The organism is Vibrio sp. SCSIO 43137, from assembly GCF_028201475.1.
Classification (GTDB): Bacteria; Pseudomonadota; Gammaproteobacteria; order Enterobacterales; family Vibrionaceae; genus Vibrio.
In genome coordinates, this window is the sequence record NZ_CP116383.1 from 3,192,655 (window position 1) to 3,208,549 (window position 15,895).

At 44.5% G+C, this 15,895-nt stretch carries 12 protein-coding genes, 2 tRNA genes, 1 rRNA gene and 1 riboswitch; of the genes, 5 read left to right on the forward strand and 10 right to left on the reverse strand.

The window, feature by feature from the left end; translation table 11 throughout:
- Window positions 1-216: 216 nt before the first annotated feature.
- The 3 genes from PK654_RS14995 to PK654_RS15005 form a co-directional block, all read right to left on the reverse strand.
- A tRNA-Ala gene (locus PK654_RS14995) sits at window positions 217-292 on the reverse strand.
- 101 nt (window positions 293-393) lie between these two features.
- A tRNA-Ile gene (locus tag PK654_RS15000) sits at window positions 394-470 on the reverse strand.
- Window positions 471-533: 63 nt separating this feature from the next.
- Window positions 534-2,085, reverse strand: a 16S ribosomal RNA gene (locus PK654_RS15005).
- A gap of 548 nt (window positions 2,086-2,633) precedes the next feature.
- On the opposite strand from PK654_RS15005, the gene PK654_RS15010 reads away from it, so the two are divergent.
- A complete protein-coding gene (locus tag PK654_RS15010; protein WP_271696748.1) occupies window positions 2,634-3,080 on the forward strand; it encodes an RNA recognition motif domain-containing protein in 447 nt (148 codons plus the stop codon).
- Here the strand turns inward: PK654_RS15010 and murI are convergent.
- Window positions 3,049-3,888 carry a glutamate racemase gene (murI, locus tag PK654_RS15015; RefSeq protein ID WP_271696749.1) on the reverse strand — a complete coding sequence of 280 codons (840 nt, stop codon included), beginning with the start codon at window positions 3,886-3,888 and terminating at the stop codon, window positions 3,049-3,051. The two genes, PK654_RS15010 and murI, sit on opposite strands and share 32 nt — an antisense overlap.
- 102 nt (window positions 3,889-3,990) lie before the next feature.
- A complete protein-coding gene (locus PK654_RS15020; RefSeq protein ID WP_271696750.1) occupies window positions 3,991-5,784 on the reverse strand; it encodes a TonB-dependent receptor domain-containing protein in 1,794 nt (597 codons plus the stop codon).
- A gap of 37 nt (window positions 5,785-5,821) precedes the next feature.
- Window positions 5,822-6,054: riboswitch (cobalamin riboswitch) on the reverse strand.
- A gap of 127 nt (window positions 6,055-6,181) precedes the next feature.
- Here PK654_RS15020 and trmA point away from each other — a divergent pair.
- Window positions 6,182-7,297, forward strand: coding sequence for a tRNA (uridine(54)-C5)-methyltransferase TrmA (gene trmA, locus PK654_RS15025; RefSeq protein WP_271696751.1), 1,116 nt, complete (start codon window positions 6,182-6,184; stop codon window positions 7,295-7,297).
- A gap of 75 nt (window positions 7,298-7,372) precedes the next feature.
- Here the strand turns inward: trmA and PK654_RS15030 are convergent, their stop codons facing one another.
- Complete coding sequence (locus PK654_RS15030) at window positions 7,373-7,750, reverse strand: YijD family membrane protein (protein WP_271696752.1); 378 nt, start codon at window positions 7,748-7,750, stop codon at window positions 7,373-7,375.
- Between the two features lie 2 nt (window positions 7,751-7,752).
- Window positions 7,753-8,376 (reverse strand): HTH-type transcriptional repressor FabR, encoded by a 624-nt coding sequence (gene fabR / locus PK654_RS15035; RefSeq protein ID WP_271696753.1) that lies wholly within the window; start codon window positions 8,374-8,376, stop codon window positions 7,753-7,755.
- A gap of 213 nt (window positions 8,377-8,589) precedes the next feature.
- Here fabR and sthA point away from each other — a divergent pair, with 213 nt between their 5' ends.
- Window positions 8,590-9,990, forward strand: coding sequence for a Si-specific NAD(P)(+) transhydrogenase (gene sthA, locus PK654_RS15040; protein WP_271698900.1), 1,401 nt, complete (start codon window positions 8,590-8,592; stop codon window positions 9,988-9,990).
- Window positions 9,991-10,040: 50 nt separating this feature from the next.
- On the opposite strand, the gene PK654_RS15045 is transcribed toward sthA, so the two are convergent.
- The 3 genes from PK654_RS15045 to PK654_RS15055 all read right to left on the reverse strand — a co-directional run bounded on the left by PK654_RS15045 (window position 10,041) and on the right by PK654_RS15055 (window position 12,159).
- A complete protein-coding gene (locus PK654_RS15045) occupies window positions 10,041-10,874 on the reverse strand; it encodes a class I SAM-dependent methyltransferase (RefSeq protein WP_271696754.1) in 834 nt (277 codons plus the stop codon).
- A gap of 71 nt (window positions 10,875-10,945) precedes the next feature.
- Window positions 10,946-11,569, reverse strand: coding sequence for a transcriptional repressor LexA (lexA, locus tag PK654_RS15050; protein WP_271696755.1), 624 nt, complete (start codon window positions 11,567-11,569; stop codon window positions 10,946-10,948).
- A 125-nt stretch (window positions 11,570-11,694) separates the two neighbouring features.
- Window positions 11,695-12,159: an Lrp/AsnC family transcriptional regulator gene (locus PK654_RS15055; RefSeq protein WP_271696757.1), complete on the reverse strand. Its 465-nt coding sequence runs from the start codon at window positions 12,157-12,159 to the stop codon at window positions 11,695-11,697.
- 116 nt (window positions 12,160-12,275) lie between these two features.
- Between PK654_RS15055 and PK654_RS15060 the strand changes: the two genes are divergently transcribed.
- On the forward strand, window positions 12,276-13,214 hold the full coding sequence (locus PK654_RS15060; protein ID WP_271696758.1) for a hypothetical protein: 939 nt from the start codon (window positions 12,276-12,278) through the stop codon (window positions 13,212-13,214).
- Between the two features lie 238 nt (window positions 13,215-13,452).
- Window positions 13,453-15,894 (forward strand): glycerol-3-phosphate 1-O-acyltransferase PlsB, encoded by a 2,442-nt coding sequence (gene plsB, locus PK654_RS15065; RefSeq protein ID WP_271696759.1) that lies wholly within the window; start codon window positions 13,453-13,455, stop codon window positions 15,892-15,894.
- Window position 15,895 lies beyond the last annotated feature (1 nt).

A 15,895-nucleotide genomic window follows, 5' to 3' on the forward strand; every position in this document is an offset into this window, starting at 1 on the left:
GCATCATTACTCAGTAATGTTGCTTCCAAGAACACTTGAATGTGTGTTGGTACCTAAATCTAAAAAAGACTTAGGATTTGAGAACTTTTAATTAGATAACAATCAATCAAATTGTTATCTGTCAGCTTTCCAAATTGTTAAAGAGCAAAGATTCTTTACTTACAAAGAAGTATCGAAACCATTTTTAAATATTCTCAAAGAGAAAACACTTAAAGATGGTGGAGCTAAGCAGGATCGAACTGCTGACCTCCTGCGTGCAAGGCAGGCGCTCTCCCAGCTGAGCTATAGCCCCATCAGTATGGTGTAACTTTTAAATCGTTTGAGAACAAGGCAGATTGTAAGGACGTGTACTTAAGTACACGACGAGCAATCTAACGCCGTTATCAGAAGATTTGGTGGGTCTGAGTGGACTTGAACCACCGACCTCTCGCTTATCAGGCGAACGCTCTAACCACCTGAGCTACAGACCCATATCTTTACTTTTCTAAACCTAATCAATCTGTGTGAACACTCATCAATGCACAATCTATCGTTAAGGAGGTGATCCAGCCCCAGGTTCCCCTAGGGCTACCTTGTTACGACTTCACCCCAGTCATGAACCACAAAGTGGTAAGCGTCCCCCCGAAGGTTAAACTACCTACTTCTTTTGCAGCCCACTCCCATGGTGTGACGGGCGGTGTGTACAAGGCCCGGGAACGTATTCACCGTGGCATTCTGATCCACGATTACTAGCGATTCCGACTTCATGGAGTCGAGTTGCAGACTCCAATCCGGACTACGACGCACTTTTTGGGATTCGCTTACTCTCGCGAGTTCGCCGCCCTCTGTATACGCCATTGTAGCACGTGTGTAGCCCTACTCGTAAGGGCCATGATGACTTGACGTCGTCCCCACCTTCCTCCGGTTTATCACCGGCAGTCTCCCTGAAGTTCCCACCCGAAGTGCTGGCAATCAAGGATAAGGGTTGCGCTCGTTGCGGGACTTAACCCAACATTTCACAACACGAGCTGACGACAGCCATGCAGCACCTGTCTCAGAGTTCCCGAAGGCACTAATCCATCTCTGGAAAATTCTCTGGATGTCAAGAGTAGGTAAGGTTCTTCGCGTTGCATCGAATTAAACCACATGCTCCACCGCTTGTGCGGGCCCCCGTCAATTCATTTGAGTTTTAATCTTGCGACCGTACTCCCCAGGCGGTCTACTTAACGCGTTAGCTCCGAAAGCCACTCCTCAAGGGAACAACCTCCAAGTAGACATCGTTTACGGCGTGGACTACCAGGGTATCTAATCCTGTTTGCTCCCCACGCTTTCGCATCTGAGTGTCAGTATCTGTCCAGGGGGCCGCCTTCGCCACCGGTATTCCTTCAGATCTCTACGCATTTCACCGCTACACCTGAAATTCTACCCCCCTCTACAGTACTCTAGCTTGCCAGTTTCAAATGACCTTCCCGGGTTGAGCCCAGGGCTTTCACATCTGACTTAACAAACCACCTGCATGCGCTTTACGCCCAGTAATTCCGATTAACGCTCGCACCCTCCGTATTACCGCGGCTGCTGGCACGGAGTTAGCCGGTGCTTCTTCTGCAGCTAACGTCAAATGATAGTGCTATTAACACTACCACCTTCCTCACTGCTGAAAGTGCTTTACAACCCGAAGGCCTTCTTCACACACGCGGCATGGCTGCATCAGGCTTGCGCCCATTGTGCAATATTCCCCACTGCTGCCTCCCGTAGGAGTCTGGACCGTGTCTCAGTTCCAGTGTGGCTGATCATCCTCTCAGACCAGCTAGAGATCGTCGCCTTGGTGAGCCATTACCTCACCAACTAGCTAATCTCACTTAGGCTTATCCAATCGCAGAAGGCCCGAAGGTCCCCTCTTTTCCCCCGTAGGGCGTATGCGGTATTAGCTATCGTTTCCAATAGTTATCCCCCTCGACTGGGCAAATTCCTAAGCATTACTCACCCGTCCGCCGCTCGACGTCCAACAAATCATCCGAAGAGTCAATGTTGCCGTTTCCGCTCGACTTGCATGTGTTAGGCCTGCCGCCAGCGTTCAATCTGAGCCATGATCAAACTCTTCAATTTAAGTTTTTGTTGGCTCAATGAATACTGAACATTACATAAGTAATGTTTGAATTGACTGTGCTGAGTCTTTCGACTCGTTGGTCACTTCGTATCATTGAAACCGAATTGAAACCGAAGTTTCTAATTTGATTATCATCAACGAGTGCCCACACAGATTGATAGGTTTAAATTGTTAAAGAGCTTCTAACTGATAAGTTCTTATCTGAACCCGAGCAGTTAGGGATGCGTATTCTACGCTTCCGATTTTTTGAGTCAAGTGCTTTTTCAAACTCTTTTCTCAGTTACCTTTCACGTTGTGTGATTGTTGTCTCACCCCGTGTTGGTGTGGCGCATTATAGGGAGCTTTTTTTTGCTGGCAAGCCCTTTTTTTAATTTATTTTCCCAACTGCTGAAAAAGCCAGCAAATAAGGGATTATTGAATAAAATATCAACATTTGAAGGGCGTCACACCAATAGGTTGGAAATTAAACAGGGTTAAACGTAAGATTCAAAAAGCGAATTTAATTAGTCGCTAAATCCAATTAACTCACTAAATGCTGTATTCATTTATGAACTCTAAAAAATCTATTTTTCTAATTATTGCTCTTGCTGTGTTAGGCGCTGCTGTTTTTTCTCAGGTCGCCATTTCCCCAGCTGTCTCTTTTATTATCGGTTTATTTGCCGCAGTTGTTGTTATTAATCTTTCTGCTTCCACTTCTTCTGCAACAACAAAAGGCAAGCCTTCTACTAAAACTCTTTATGTCGGAAACCTTCCTTATAAAGCAAATGAAGCCAATGTTCGCCAGCTATTTTCTGAACATGGTGAAGTATTTGCCGTTCGTCTTATGAAAGATAAACGTACAGGTAAAAGAAGAGGGTTTGGATTTGTCGTTATGGCAAGCAGTGATGCTCAGAAAGCAATCTCTGCCCTAAACGAACAAGATTATATGCAACGTACTTTAAAAGTTCGTATTGCTAATGATCCTAAGCATCCAGATTCGGAAGCGTCTCAATAGGTTCAAAACCAAATTTTATTAAACTACTATTTAGTGCAGCTTCTTTAACGGGAGCTGCACTGGCATATATCTTCTGAGCGCCTTTTATATTCTGAGTACCTTTTATACCCTGAGTATATTGCGGCGTTAAAACAGCTTTATCCGACAGTAAGCTATTAACTCTCCGGGCAATTGCACAGCCTGAATCTACTAAAGCCACCTCTTCTCCTAACACCTGAGATATTTCTTCTTTAATCAATGGAAAATGAGTGCAGCCAAGAACCGCTACATCTACTTTATTTTTTAGAGGCTTTAATATCTGCCCAAGCTTCTTAAGATCTACTTTTTCCCCTCTAAGCTTATTTTCCGCCATATTTACCATCTCAGTAGAACCAATTAACTCAAGCGGTATACCTGCTGAGAATTGTTCAATTAACTGATGAGTATACTCGCGTTGAACAGTACCGGGAGTGGCAATCAACCCTATCGCTCTCTTGGCAATTGCTGCTGCTGGTTTAATAGCAGGAACAACGCCAACAACAGGAATATATAAGCTACGACGCAACGCCGGTAACACAATAGTGCTGGCGGTATTACAGGCTACCACCACCAGATTGATAGAGTGTTTGTTTACTATATGCAGGATAAGTCTTTCAGCGCGCCGGATTAGTACTTCAGGTTCAAGTTCTCCGTAAGGATAGCCCTGATTATCAAACAGGTAGATATAGTTAAAGTCGGGCAGAAGTGCTTTGGTTTGCTGATATACAGATAAGCCACCGACTCCGGAGTCAAAGAAAAGAACGCTTGGCTGTTGGGTATTACTTAACACGGCGGTTTATCCTGTCAGAGAGAACCGCAGATCATACGCTCAAACATCCGATTTTCAAGCTTGGGGGCGATATAAGAGACCGCCCGAAGGCGGTCAATTTCATCAGAATCGGTATTCCAGTGTACCGAAATAGGCTCTTTTTTGTGTATTGTAGCCATTAGCTAATACGTAATCCTCATCAAACAGGTTTGCAACCCGCCCTCTGAGAGTAAGGGAGTCCAGAACATCGTAGCTGACAGACAAATCAACCAACGAGTAAGCATCAAGTTTTACCTTGCCTGAAGATGGGTAATCATATCGCGTCCCCTGATATAGATAGCTAATATCAGCCTGCCACTTATCTGCATAGTAAGTGATGTTCCATTTCGCACTCTCTTTTGCTCTTCGTGCCAACTGGCGGTTACTCTCTTTATCTTGCGGATCCATAATATCAATGCTGATGTTGTGGCTAAAATCACCAGTTTCAAAATTGACCAAGAACTCAACGCCCTTGATCTCCGCTTCACCAATATTTTGCGGTGAATAGTTTAACCCCTGAGGCCTCCAGTCAATCAGCTCATCAATCTGGTTTACATAAGCAGCAACACGCCAGTCAAACAGCTCAGCACTGGATTCCAGGGCAACTTCGTAGTTAACGGACTCTTCAGGCTTAAGGGTGGCAACACCCCCAAATGGTGAATATAAGTCGTTAAATGACGGTGCTTTAAAAGCAGTCCCGACATTAGCCGTTAAACGGTAATTCTCATTTACATTCCAGCCACCACCCAACTGCCAGGTAGTATTTCTGCCATAACGCTCATTGTCATCGGTTCTGACTGCACCTTCTATCTGATAGTCATGCTTGTCATAAAGAGAACTCAGATACAATGCGGTATTGTGGCGGGATGTTTCAGTGAAGTTTGCACTTGATTTGGATACATCATCACGATACCAGTCTAGGCCTGCACCGATAGATAAATCGTCATTAACACGATATTGATTAGCAAACAGAAGCGACTTTCTGTCGGTCTGATACAGGGAAACCCCGCCCGGAGTGTGGCTCTTGGCTGAGTCCTGATTGACCGCCAACTGAAGCTTTGAATCAAGAGTATCGTTTTGGAAGTTCAGCGTGCCTGCGACGTTGAAGATACGCTCATCTTTATATCTGTTACCTGCATCATACTCAACTTCACCTTCATGATAAAAAGTCTGTATATCAATGCTGTATTTATCATTAATTTTATAGTCTGCTGAAGCGATAATATCGTCAGATTTATAACCATCATCATCTTCACTGCCGGCAGTATCTGTCACTGAAAAGCCTTCCGTACGTGACTTGTTTGCTGCAAAAGAAGCATTCAGCTTTTCGGATACATTTTTCGAAACGGATATCTGCCCTTGTGAAAATTTATCACTGCCGATACCAACGGCTAAAGCGCCTTCATCACGATCAGTTTTAGTGATGATATTTATTACACCGCCAATAGCATCAGAGCCATAAACAGCGCCTCTGGAGCCTCTAATAAATTCAATCCTTTCTATCGCCACGACAGGAATAGCCGAAACCGATGCAGTACCCGTTGTAGCGCTAGCGATACGGACTCCATCAACTAAAAAAAGAACATGATCCGATTCAGTGCCACGAACAAAGATACTTTGAGATTGCCCATAGCCACCATTAGAGGCGATTTGAACACCCGGCAATCTTCGTAGTATCTCAGATACACTTTTAGCCTGAATGGCATTAATTTCTTCTTTGGTAATAACTTCAACAGGAAGCGTGCTAGTTTGCAGAGATTGCTCAAATCGGGTGGCAGTTACCACCATCGTCTCTACATCTGAAGGGGATTGCGCATAAATATTAGGCGCGGCAAAAAATAGCGACGTAACAGTGGTCGCCAGAACGGTTTTTTTCATTTTTTTCATCCTAAAATCGCGTATATTCCAGTATGTGATTGCTCACTACTTGCTGGCAGGTATTCGGACTTCAGAGCGTTTCAAATCAGTTCGATTTGCCTTCCTTACATCTCACTTCCCGCAAATTGCAGTGTGTCGGTTTCCCGTCAGATGCCCGTTCTCTATTACCGCTGCGCGTCAGTTCTGGATTTTCACCAGATTCCCTGAAAGTTGTTATTCATCAAAAACTATTTCCTGAAGATAACGACCACCAGCGCAAACGATATTAATTATCAGTCTGCTTTCTGTCTAGTGCTAAAATTATCAGCACTGCATGAGAGAATTTCATAACAGTGCTGGACAAGAGATAAGGATTGAATAAAATCTGCGCTCCCTGTTTAAAGTTAAAGGCCGATCGATGACAACACTTGAAGTAAACCCAAACAGCTATCAGCAACAGCTGGACGAGAAAGTAGAACGCTTAACTCAGATGTTTGCTCCATACGATGCGCCTGAGCTAGAGGTTTTTGACTCTCCTATCCAGAACTACCGAATGAGGGCTGAGTTCAGGGTCTGGCATGAGGGCGAAGAGCTTTACTACATCATGTTTAATCAGGAAACCAAGCAGAAATACAGAGTCGATCAGTTCCCGGCAGCCAGCCGCCTGATTAACGATTTAATGCCGCTGCTTATTGAAGCGATGAAGGGTAATGACACCCTCAGACGCAAACTGTTTCAGGTTGATTTTCTCTCTACTTTAAGCGGTGAAATTCTGGTTTCCCTGCTTTACCATCGCCAACTAGATGATAACTGGATTAAAGAAGCAAAAGAGCTGAAACAACGCCTAAACAACGAAGGTTTCAATCTGAACTTGATTGGCCGCGCCCGTAAAATGAAGATCGTTCTCGATCAGGATTATGTGATTGAGAAGCTGAACGTGCACAGTAAAAGCTATATCTACCAGCAGGTAGAAAACAGCTTTACTCAGCCTAATGGTGAAGTTGCACAGAAAATGCTGGAATGGGCAGTAGACTGCACAGAAGATAGCAGTGGCGATTTGCTTGAGCTCTACTGTGGTAACGGTAACTTCTCTCTTGCTCTGGCACAAAACTTTGAACGGGTACTGGCTACAGAGCTGGCCAAGCCTTCTGTAGATTCGGCGCAATTTAATATCGCCGCTAACAAGATAGATAATGTACAGATTATTCGTATGTCTGCCGAAGAGTTTACTGAAGCGATGGAAGGGAAAAGAGAATTCCGCAGGCTAAAGCAACAGAATGTCGATTTGAGCAGCTACAACTGCAATACTATTTTTGTCGATCCTCCACGCTCAGGTATGGACGAAGATACCTGCAAAATGGTGCAGGGCTATGAACGTATTCTTTATATCTCTTGTAACCCGGAGACACTAAAAGAGAACCTGGATATCCTGAAAGAAACCCATACTATCAGCCGCTTTGCTCTTTTCGATCAGTTCCCTTATACCCACCATATGGAGGCGGGTGTGTTGCTGGAAAGAAAATCTAACCAGTAGAAAGAGACAATCCGGGCAATAAAAAAAACGAGCTAGTAGCTCGTTTTTTTATATACCTGAAATAATCAGAACAAATTATTCTGCTTCTTTCTTATTCAGATATCCCATTTTCTTACCCACCCATGCCAGCAATAACATGGTCACCATAATGGCAAAGAAGTTAGAACCTACTTCCGGGAACTGAGCTTTTACAAAAGCAGAGTGGCCAAATGCGCCAACAAAGAAGCAGGCAAGACCGATCATCGGAATCTCTTCCGCTACAGGGTTACTCAGATAGTTCTGATAAAGCATTTGTACTGCCAGTACCAATGCAATTAATGGGAAGATAGAAAAGGAAACTTCACTTAACGTTACTGATGAGAGCAATGCGTTACCACACATACCAGCCACTACAGCCAGCAACAGGGTTTTTCTTTCAGAATTTTGATTTACGGGTGTTGAGTCATTCGACATAGTTATATCCTATTATTTTGTCGTTCACGTTCTTTTCTGTACCAGTAAGCGCCTTTCGCGACCATCCGAAGTTGCACTACCAGTCGTTCTGTCAATTCTTCACGTTCACTTTTGCTTAGATCTAATGCTTCGGCACCTGAACTAAAAACCAGAATAACCGAAGCGTCAGCCTGAATGCTTGCTTCTTCTTTATTCATGCCAGTGCTGATCAAATATTCGCTCATCTCAGCAACAAAATGTTGCATTTCTCTGGCGACCGCAGCACGAAATTCAGCTGATGTGCCTGAACGCTCCCTAAGCAACAAGCGGAAGACGTTGGGACTGCTTTCGATGAACTCCATAAAGGTTTCAACGGAAGTTCTTATTACACTCCCTTCTTTAACAATTCTCTGCCGGGCTTGTCGCATAAGTTGACGAAGAAGCAAACCACCTTCATCAACCATAGTTAATCCCAGCTCATCCATATCCTTAAAATGGCGATAAAAAGAAGTAGGTGCGATACCTGCTTCTCTGGCCACTTCTCTCAGGCTAAGATTTGAAAAGCTTCTGTCTGCACTCAACTGACTAAAGGCGGCATCGATTAATGAGCGACGGGTTTTTTCTTTTTGCTGAGCTCTCACTCCCATAGCGTTTATATACCAGATCAACCAATGACAGGGAGCTACTATAACTCGAAATTCAGCCTGAGAAAAACGACAGACGACAAGATTGACTATCTTTTGCGAAATCTAAGTTCTGCGTGATCACAAACAAGCTATGCGCTTACAAGCATTTACCTGAGTGATTATTAAGTTAAAATCCCGCTACAATAATGTAAAAGAACATGGATGAATCAAGCGATGGAACAATCAACTCACTTTGATGTAATTGTGATAGGAAGTGGCCCCGGAGGTGAGGGGGCGGCTATGGGATTAACCAAAGCAGGGTTGAACGTTGCTATTGTCGAGAAAGAACCTTCTGTAGGCGGAGGCTGTACTCACTGGGGAACCATTCCTTCAAAAGCACTGAGACATGCCGTCAGCCGGATTATTGAGTTTAATAAAAACCCTTTGTTCTCAGGTAATAACTCCAGCCTGCACTCCACTTTCTCCAGTATTCTTGGTCATGCTAAAACGGTTATTGATAAGCAAACTCGGTTACGGCAGGGGTTTTACGATCGAAACCAGTGCACTCTTCTGTTCGGGAACGCTAAATTTGTTGATGACAACACAATCGCGGTAACACAGCCCGATGGCAGTATTGATCAGTACACAGCAGATAAATTTGTTATCGCAACGGGCTCAAGGCCTTATCAGCCCGCAGATGTCGATTTCAACCACGAGAGAATTTATGACAGTGACACCATTCTGTCATTAAAGCACGATCCGAGACATATCATCATTTACGGTGCCGGTGTAATTGGTTGTGAGTACGCCTCTATCTTCCGTGGTCTGGATGTTAAAACCGATCTAATCAACACCCGTGACCGCCTGCTTTCTTTTCTGGATAACGAAATTTCTGACGCCCTCTCCTATCACTTCTGGAATAGCGGCATCATTATCCGCAATGATGAAACCTACGAGAAAATTGAAGGTACTGAAGACGGCGTTATTATTCATCTTCAGTCGGGCAAAAAGATGCGTGCAGACTGCATCCTCTATGCTAACGGCCGTACCGGTAATACCGATAAGCTGAACCTTGAGTCTGTCGGGTTAACTCCCGATTCCCGCGGTTCTCTCAAGGTCAATAAAAAGTACCAGACGGAGAAAAAGCACATCTACGCTGTAGGCGATGTAATCGGCTATCCAAGCCTTGCCAGTGCTGCCTATGATCAGGGCCGTTTTGTAGCCCAGACTATTACCAAAGGTAAGGCAGACAACCATCTAATAGAGGATATTCCTACCGGTATCTATACTATTCCGGAAATCAGTTCTGTCGGTAAAACGGAACAGGAGCTGACTGCCGCTAAGGTACCTTATGAAGTGGGACGCTCCTCCTTTAAACACTTAGCCAGAGCTCAGATTGCAGGTAAAGATATCGGCAGCCTGAAAATACTGTTCCACAGAGAAACTAAAGAGATTCTGGGAATTCACTGCTTTGGTGAACGTGCCGCAGAGATTATTCATATCGGACAGGCGATTATGGAGCAGAAGGGAGAAGCCAACACCATAGAGTATTTTGTTAATACTACCTTTAACTACCCTACTATGGCAGAAGCTTACCGTGTAGCCGCCTTAAACGGCTTAAATCGTTTATTCTGATTTAGACCTGACAAAAAAAGAGAAGCTAACATGCTTCTCTTTTTTACTTTTTACCAGCGAATTTCAATAAGCCTTGGGGTTAATCTGTTTTTCAAAAGCGGCAGCTTTGCTACCACCTTTTGCCACAGTTTCCAACGTCCGCAATCCTCATCCAAAGGTGAGTAACTGTTGACCCACTTTATCCATGGCAGCCACTGTAAAAACTTTTCTCCGGGGTTATTCAGACCATGACGATAGTTTACTGAACCCATTTTCCTGCCCAAAACCGATGAAGCTCTGTCTCCGGCCACGACAAAACAGGCTTGTGCATTGGAGAAGTAACAACCCAGAGACTGAGTAAAACCTGCAATTTCATCAATAGAACAATCCAGCATGGCCTGCTCACAGACAATTAGTACCGGTGCCGATGGTGGTATTGCCAACTCTTCCAGCCAGCTAGTGTCTTTCACTGAACCACAAACAAGACGATAGCGTTCATTTTTATGGAACAGGCGCTGTCTCCAGACAAGGTTCTCACTGGTGTCCAGCTCAACCCAATGACAGGTTCCGTTGTCTAAACGGTAAAAACGGGTATCTAATCTCGCCCCGACATTTAACACCCATGCATTAGGGTTTGCCTGAAGAAAAGCTTCCACCCGGTTATCACAAAGTTTGGTAAGAGTGACATGAAGAAGTTGTTTTTGGTCGATATCGCCGGACTGACATTCGTCTGACAGTTCACAAAGTCGACAAGCTTTAGCGGCTATCGGGTCATACACCAATCCGTCATCAACCAAACTTTCTCTGCTGCGTAGCCACATTGGCTGAAGCAAATGATCCGGTATCTGATAGTTTTGTGCTGCATTAACCCTCGAAGATGAAGGTATTTTTTGGGATGTGTTCATTATCATCTTCTTCCGACAAATAAAGAAGATGATAATGATTATTATTTAGAAAGGCAAGCTTGGTGGTGATTTTACATCCAGTCGGTATTGCGGATGATACCTACGGCCACACCTTCAATGGCCAGATGTTGACAAGTCAAATCAACTTCGATAGCAGAAAACTCTTCATTCTCAGCATGCAATAAAACAGTAGCGCCTTTGCGCTCCAGTCTTTTAACCGTCACATCATCGTCAACTCGGGCAACCACAACTTGTCCGTCATGGACATCCTGAGTCTTATGTACCGCAAGAAGATCACCATCCATGATGCCGATATCTTTCATACTCTCACCGCTGACTCTTAACAAGAAATCAGCCTGAGGACGGAACATGTTCGGATCAACCTGATAATGCGCTTCAACATGTTCTTGTGCCAGGATAGGTGAACCAGCCGCAACCTGACCAATCAGAGGTAAACCTTCTTCATCATTAGCAGCCTCTTCCTGAAGAAGAATCCTGATCCCGCGAGAGGCACCTGGAATAATTTCGATAGCCTTCTTCTTGGCCAGAGCTTTTAAGTGCTCTTCTGCAGCATTAGCAGAACGGAAACCCAGCTCTTTAGCGATCTCCGCACGGGTCGGCGGCATGCCGGTTACATCAATTTTATCTTTAATAAGCTCAAATACTTGTTGCTGGCGTGGGGTTAACGGCTTCATAAGTCACCTGTCTTTTTATACAGTTAACTGTGAGTATATCCAGTATTTTTTATCTTGCAACGAAAACCTGTTATTTTTTAACCGCATACCTGTGCCTACTTGATTTTCCCGTGTAAACAATCCGGTTAATCCCGGATAATTGTATCAGTTACATATTTTGATCGGTTTAATGAAATCAATGTCTTAAATGATTTCACATTTTCATGACTATAGAAAATAACATCGCGAAGTTCTTCATAGGATTCCATATCAGGAACCTCTATTATCAATACAAAATCGACCTCTCCGGTCACCTGATAGCACTGTTTCACCTCCGGCACATCCTGAACACTATCCATAAAAGCCTTGTACAGGTCCCGCCTGTCCCGCTCCATAATGACCTCAACCAGAATATGAAGACAGCGGCCTAACTTACCTGGATCCACTAATGCTACCTGACGACTAATGACTCCTTCATTAATTAACCGGTGAACCCGTTTTAAACAGGCGGGAGGTGAAAGAGCAATACGTTCAGCCAGCTCAACATTTGTCATTGAACAGTCCTGCTGAAGAATTCGTAAAATAGCCTTATCAGTACGATCAAGAAACATTATTAGTATTTCCCCTTTAAAATACGAACATTAGTAAATTACAGACAGCATTTATTGACATAATTTGCCACCAGCTGCTTTAGAATAGTCGCAACACAAGAATAAGGACAGTCAGCATGCAAAAGGATTACAGAGCGGCACAGTTAAAAAAGTTTATATCAGAAGTGCTGCGGGTCTACTGGACACTACTAAAGGTGATGGTGCCAGCTATTGTCATTGTTAAGGTACTCGATCAGTTCGGCGCCACAGATCTACTGGCTCATCTGTTGTTTCCAGTGATGAACTTAGTTGGCCTGCCAGAAGAGCTTGGCATTGTCTGGGCGGTTGCCATTCTTACCAATGTTTATGCCGCCATGATTGTGTTCTATAACCTTGCTTTAACCATGGAAATCAGCATTGCCGATGTAAGTGTTCTCGGTACCTTGATATTACTTGCCCACTCGCTGCCTATTGAGGGCGCTATCGCTAAAGCGCTTGGTATCAGATGGAGAGATACCTTGCTTATCCGCGTAGGAGGTGCACTGGTATTAGGTGTCATTCTGAATACCTTCTATACCGAACTCAATTATCTCCAGCAACCGGTTCAGCTTGTCTGGCAGCCTTCCGGCACAGCGACGAACTCTATTGCCGCCTGGTCACTTGAGCAAATCCAACTGCTGATCTCTATTTTCTTTATCTTACTGGCACTCATGTCCCTTCTGCGCTTGTTACGTTATCTGGGTATAGAAGCCATACTGCACAAACTATTGATGCCTCTGCTTCGTAGTCTGACTCTCGGCAAAGAAGCGGCAAATATCACCATAATAGGCATGACGCTAGGTATCTCTTTTGGCGCCGGACTATTAATCGATGAAGTTAAAAAGGGGCATATCAGCAAACGAGATACTGTATTAGTAATGGGGTTTCTTGGTCTGTGTCATAGCATTATTGAGGATACTATTCTCATCCTGTTACTGGGGGCAGATATTTCCGCTATCCTCTGGGCAAGGCTTGCTTTTGCCATTATGGTCGCTGCCTGTTGGGGAAGATTTTACAAATCCGTTCCCGCCTCATAGGGCTTAAGCCTTTCAGTACTCCGTTCGGTTTAATTTAAATGTGTTTTAAACACAGAGCTTTGCTTTCTCTGTGCTATGCCTATAAATAAACGTTTTTGTGATTAATAAAACAACACTTCTGAATTTTCTGATAAAAGGTTAGACCAGTTTCTGATATCCTTGCAGCGCATCTGAACCCGGAGCAGATTTTCTATGGGTTCAGTACCCGCAGACTGAATATAATTGAGGCGATAAGCAAATGTCTTCAGAACGAATTATTCCCCGTTCGCTACTAAAACTTCCTCTTTCGGTATTTGTAAAGAGTACAGTGATCCCATCAGGGCCGATCAGTGATTTAAACATCGATATTAATAAGCCGATTGTTTATGCCCTGCCTTTTCGCTCCAACATGGATCTATTTACCCTGAGAAGAAAAGCATTGGAGCTGGGCCTGCCTGATCCGCTTTCTCCCCTTGAGATTAATGGCAAGCAGTTTGGACGTTATGTTTATATTATCTCCCGTCCTTCTATGTTTCGTAGCAATAAGCATGTTCCGAGCTCATCTATCTCGCTGTTCAGCCAACTATTATCACTGCATGACGAAGATAAAGAGCTGGATGTTCAGGTTATTCCGGTATCTGTATTGTGGGGCAGAAAACCGGGTAAAGAGCAGAATGTGAAGCCTTATCTTGAACCGATGAACGCGACGCAAAAAGCATTATCTCTGTTACTTGCCGGCCGGGATTGTATGGTTCGTTTCAGCCCGGTTGTTTCACTACGCTATATGGCTACCTCACACGGAACCGATGAGTCCATTGCTCATAAGCTGGCAAGAGTGGCCAGAATTCACTTTTCTCGCCAGAAGATGGCAGCATCGGGGCCAAACCTGCCGGTACGCGAGCAGCTGTTTAACCGCTTGCTCAACTCAGAAGTGATACGAAATGCCATTGCCGATGAAGCTGCCAGTAAAAATATCAGCCTTGAGAAAGCGCAAAAAGAGGCCCGCTCCATTCTTGATGAGATTGCAGCTAACTTCTCTTATTCTCTGGTTAAAAATGGCGACAGAATTCTGGGCTGGCTATGGAACAAGCTTTATCAGGGGCTGAACATCAGCAATGCCGCGACGGTAAGACGTCTGGCTCAGGACGGGCATGAAATTGTTTATGTGCCGTGTCACCGTAGTCATATGGATTACCTGCTGCTCTCCTATGTTCTATACAATGAAGGTATGGTTCCTCCGCATATTGCTGCCGGTATTAACCTGAACTTTTTTCCGGCAGGTCCTATTTTCCGCCGTGGCGGTGCTTTCTTTATCCGTCGCAGCTTTAAAGGCAACCGTCTCTACTCAACCATTTTCCGCGAGTATCTGGCAGAACTGTTCAGTAAGGGCTACTCAGTAGAGTACTTTAGTGAAGGCGGACGCTCCCGTACCGGCCGGTTACTTCAGGCGAAAACCGGTATGCTGGCGATGACAATTCAGGCCATGTTAAGAGGGCTAAACCGCCCTGTAACCCTGGTTCCGGTTTATATCGGCTATGAACATGTGATGGAAGTTTCCACCTATGCCAAGGAGCTGCGTGGAAAGAGAAAAGAGAAAGAGAACGCAGGTCAGGTACTGAGAACCATACGTAAGCTACGTAACTTCGGACAGGGTTACGTGAACTTTGGCGAGCCCATTCCGCTAAACCAGTATCTGAATGAGCAGGTTCCTGAATGGTCTAAAGACATTAACCCTATGAACCCGACCAGACCGGACTGGCTGCTGCCGGTGGTAAATCAGCTTGCTGATAAGATGATGACCCATATTAACGATGCCGCAGCAACCAACGCGCTGACGCTCTGCGCAACCGCCTTACTGGCATCAAAACAGCGGGCTCTGGCTAAAGATACATTGGTTGCACAGATCGATTCTTATCTCTCTCTGTTAAAAAATGCACCTTATTCGCCTACCGCTACCATGCCGGATAAAACTGCAGAACAGTTGGTTGCTCATGCTATCGGGCTGGATAAGTTTGTAGTCGAGTCAGATACCATGGGTGATATTATTTCGTTAGATCGGGAACAGTCGATTTTGATGACATACTACCGCAATAACATCATTCACCTGTTTGCTATTCCGTCTCTGATTGCTCAGCTAATTGTGCAGAATGAATCACTGAGCATTAGTCAGGTTAAAAGCTCAGTAGAGGCCCTTTATCCTTTCCTGAAAAAAGAGCTATTCTTGCGCTTCGAACAGGATGAACTGTCGTCTGTAGTAGACAGCATTTTAGAGGAGCTTGTGCGTCAGGAATTGGTAGTACGAAAAGAAGATACCATCTACCTGAACGAACCGCAGATTCAGTCACTCATCCTACTGGGCAGAACCATTGCTGAAACTTTGCAACGCTACGCTATCGCAATTAACCTTCTTGGCGCTAACCCTGAGCTGGATAAATCTCAGTTAGAGCAACTGAGCCAGCAGGTTGCGCAGAGACTTGGCAGACTGCACGGTATTAATGCTCCGGAGTTCTTTGATAAGGGGGTATTTAGCTTTATGTTTAATACTCTGAAAGAGCAGGAGTACATTGACAGTAACGGCCAGTGTAATGTGACTAAGACTCAGGCGTTAGCGAAGATGCTATCTAACCTGATATCAACAGAAGTAAAACTCACTATTCAGGAAAGTCTGTACCAAGATGAACCTCAGGTAACAGATGAGTAAG

What these genes read in the sequence shown, in the direction of transcription:
- sthA (WP_271698900.1), top strand. Translation starts at nt 8,590, where the DNA reads ATGGAACAATCAACTCACTTTGATGTAATTGTGATAGGAAGTGGCCCC.
- trmA (WP_271696751.1), top strand. Translation starts at nt 6,182, where the DNA reads ATGACAACACTTGAAGTAAACCCAAACAGCTATCAGCAACAGCTGGAC.
- PK654_RS15045 (WP_271696754.1), bottom strand. Translation starts at nt 10,874, where the DNA reads ATGAACACATCCCAAAAAATACCTTCATCTTCGAGGGTTAATGCAGCA.
- PK654_RS15060 (WP_271696758.1), top strand. Translation starts at nt 12,276, where the DNA reads ATGCAAAAGGATTACAGAGCGGCACAGTTAAAAAAGTTTATATCAGAA.
- fabR (WP_271696753.1), bottom strand. Translation starts at nt 8,376, where the DNA reads ATGGGAGTGAGAGCTCAGCAAAAAGAAAAAACCCGTCGCTCATTAATC.
- PK654_RS15030 (WP_271696752.1), bottom strand. Translation starts at nt 7,750, where the DNA reads ATGTCGAATGACTCAACACCCGTAAATCAAAATTCTGAAAGAAAAACC.
- PK654_RS15010 (WP_271696748.1), top strand. Translation starts at nt 2,634, where the DNA reads ATGAACTCTAAAAAATCTATTTTTCTAATTATTGCTCTTGCTGTGTTA.
- lexA (WP_271696755.1), bottom strand. Translation starts at nt 11,569, where the DNA reads ATGAAGCCGTTAACCCCACGCCAGCAACAAGTATTTGAGCTTATTAAA.
- plsB (WP_271696759.1), top strand. Translation starts at nt 13,453, where the DNA reads ATGTCTTCAGAACGAATTATTCCCCGTTCGCTACTAAAACTTCCTCTT.
- PK654_RS15020 (WP_271696750.1), bottom strand. Translation starts at nt 5,784, where the DNA reads ATGAAAAAAACCGTTCTGGCGACCACTGTTACGTCGCTATTTTTTGCC.
- PK654_RS15055 (WP_271696757.1), bottom strand. Translation starts at nt 12,159, where the DNA reads ATGTTTCTTGATCGTACTGATAAGGCTATTTTACGAATTCTTCAGCAG.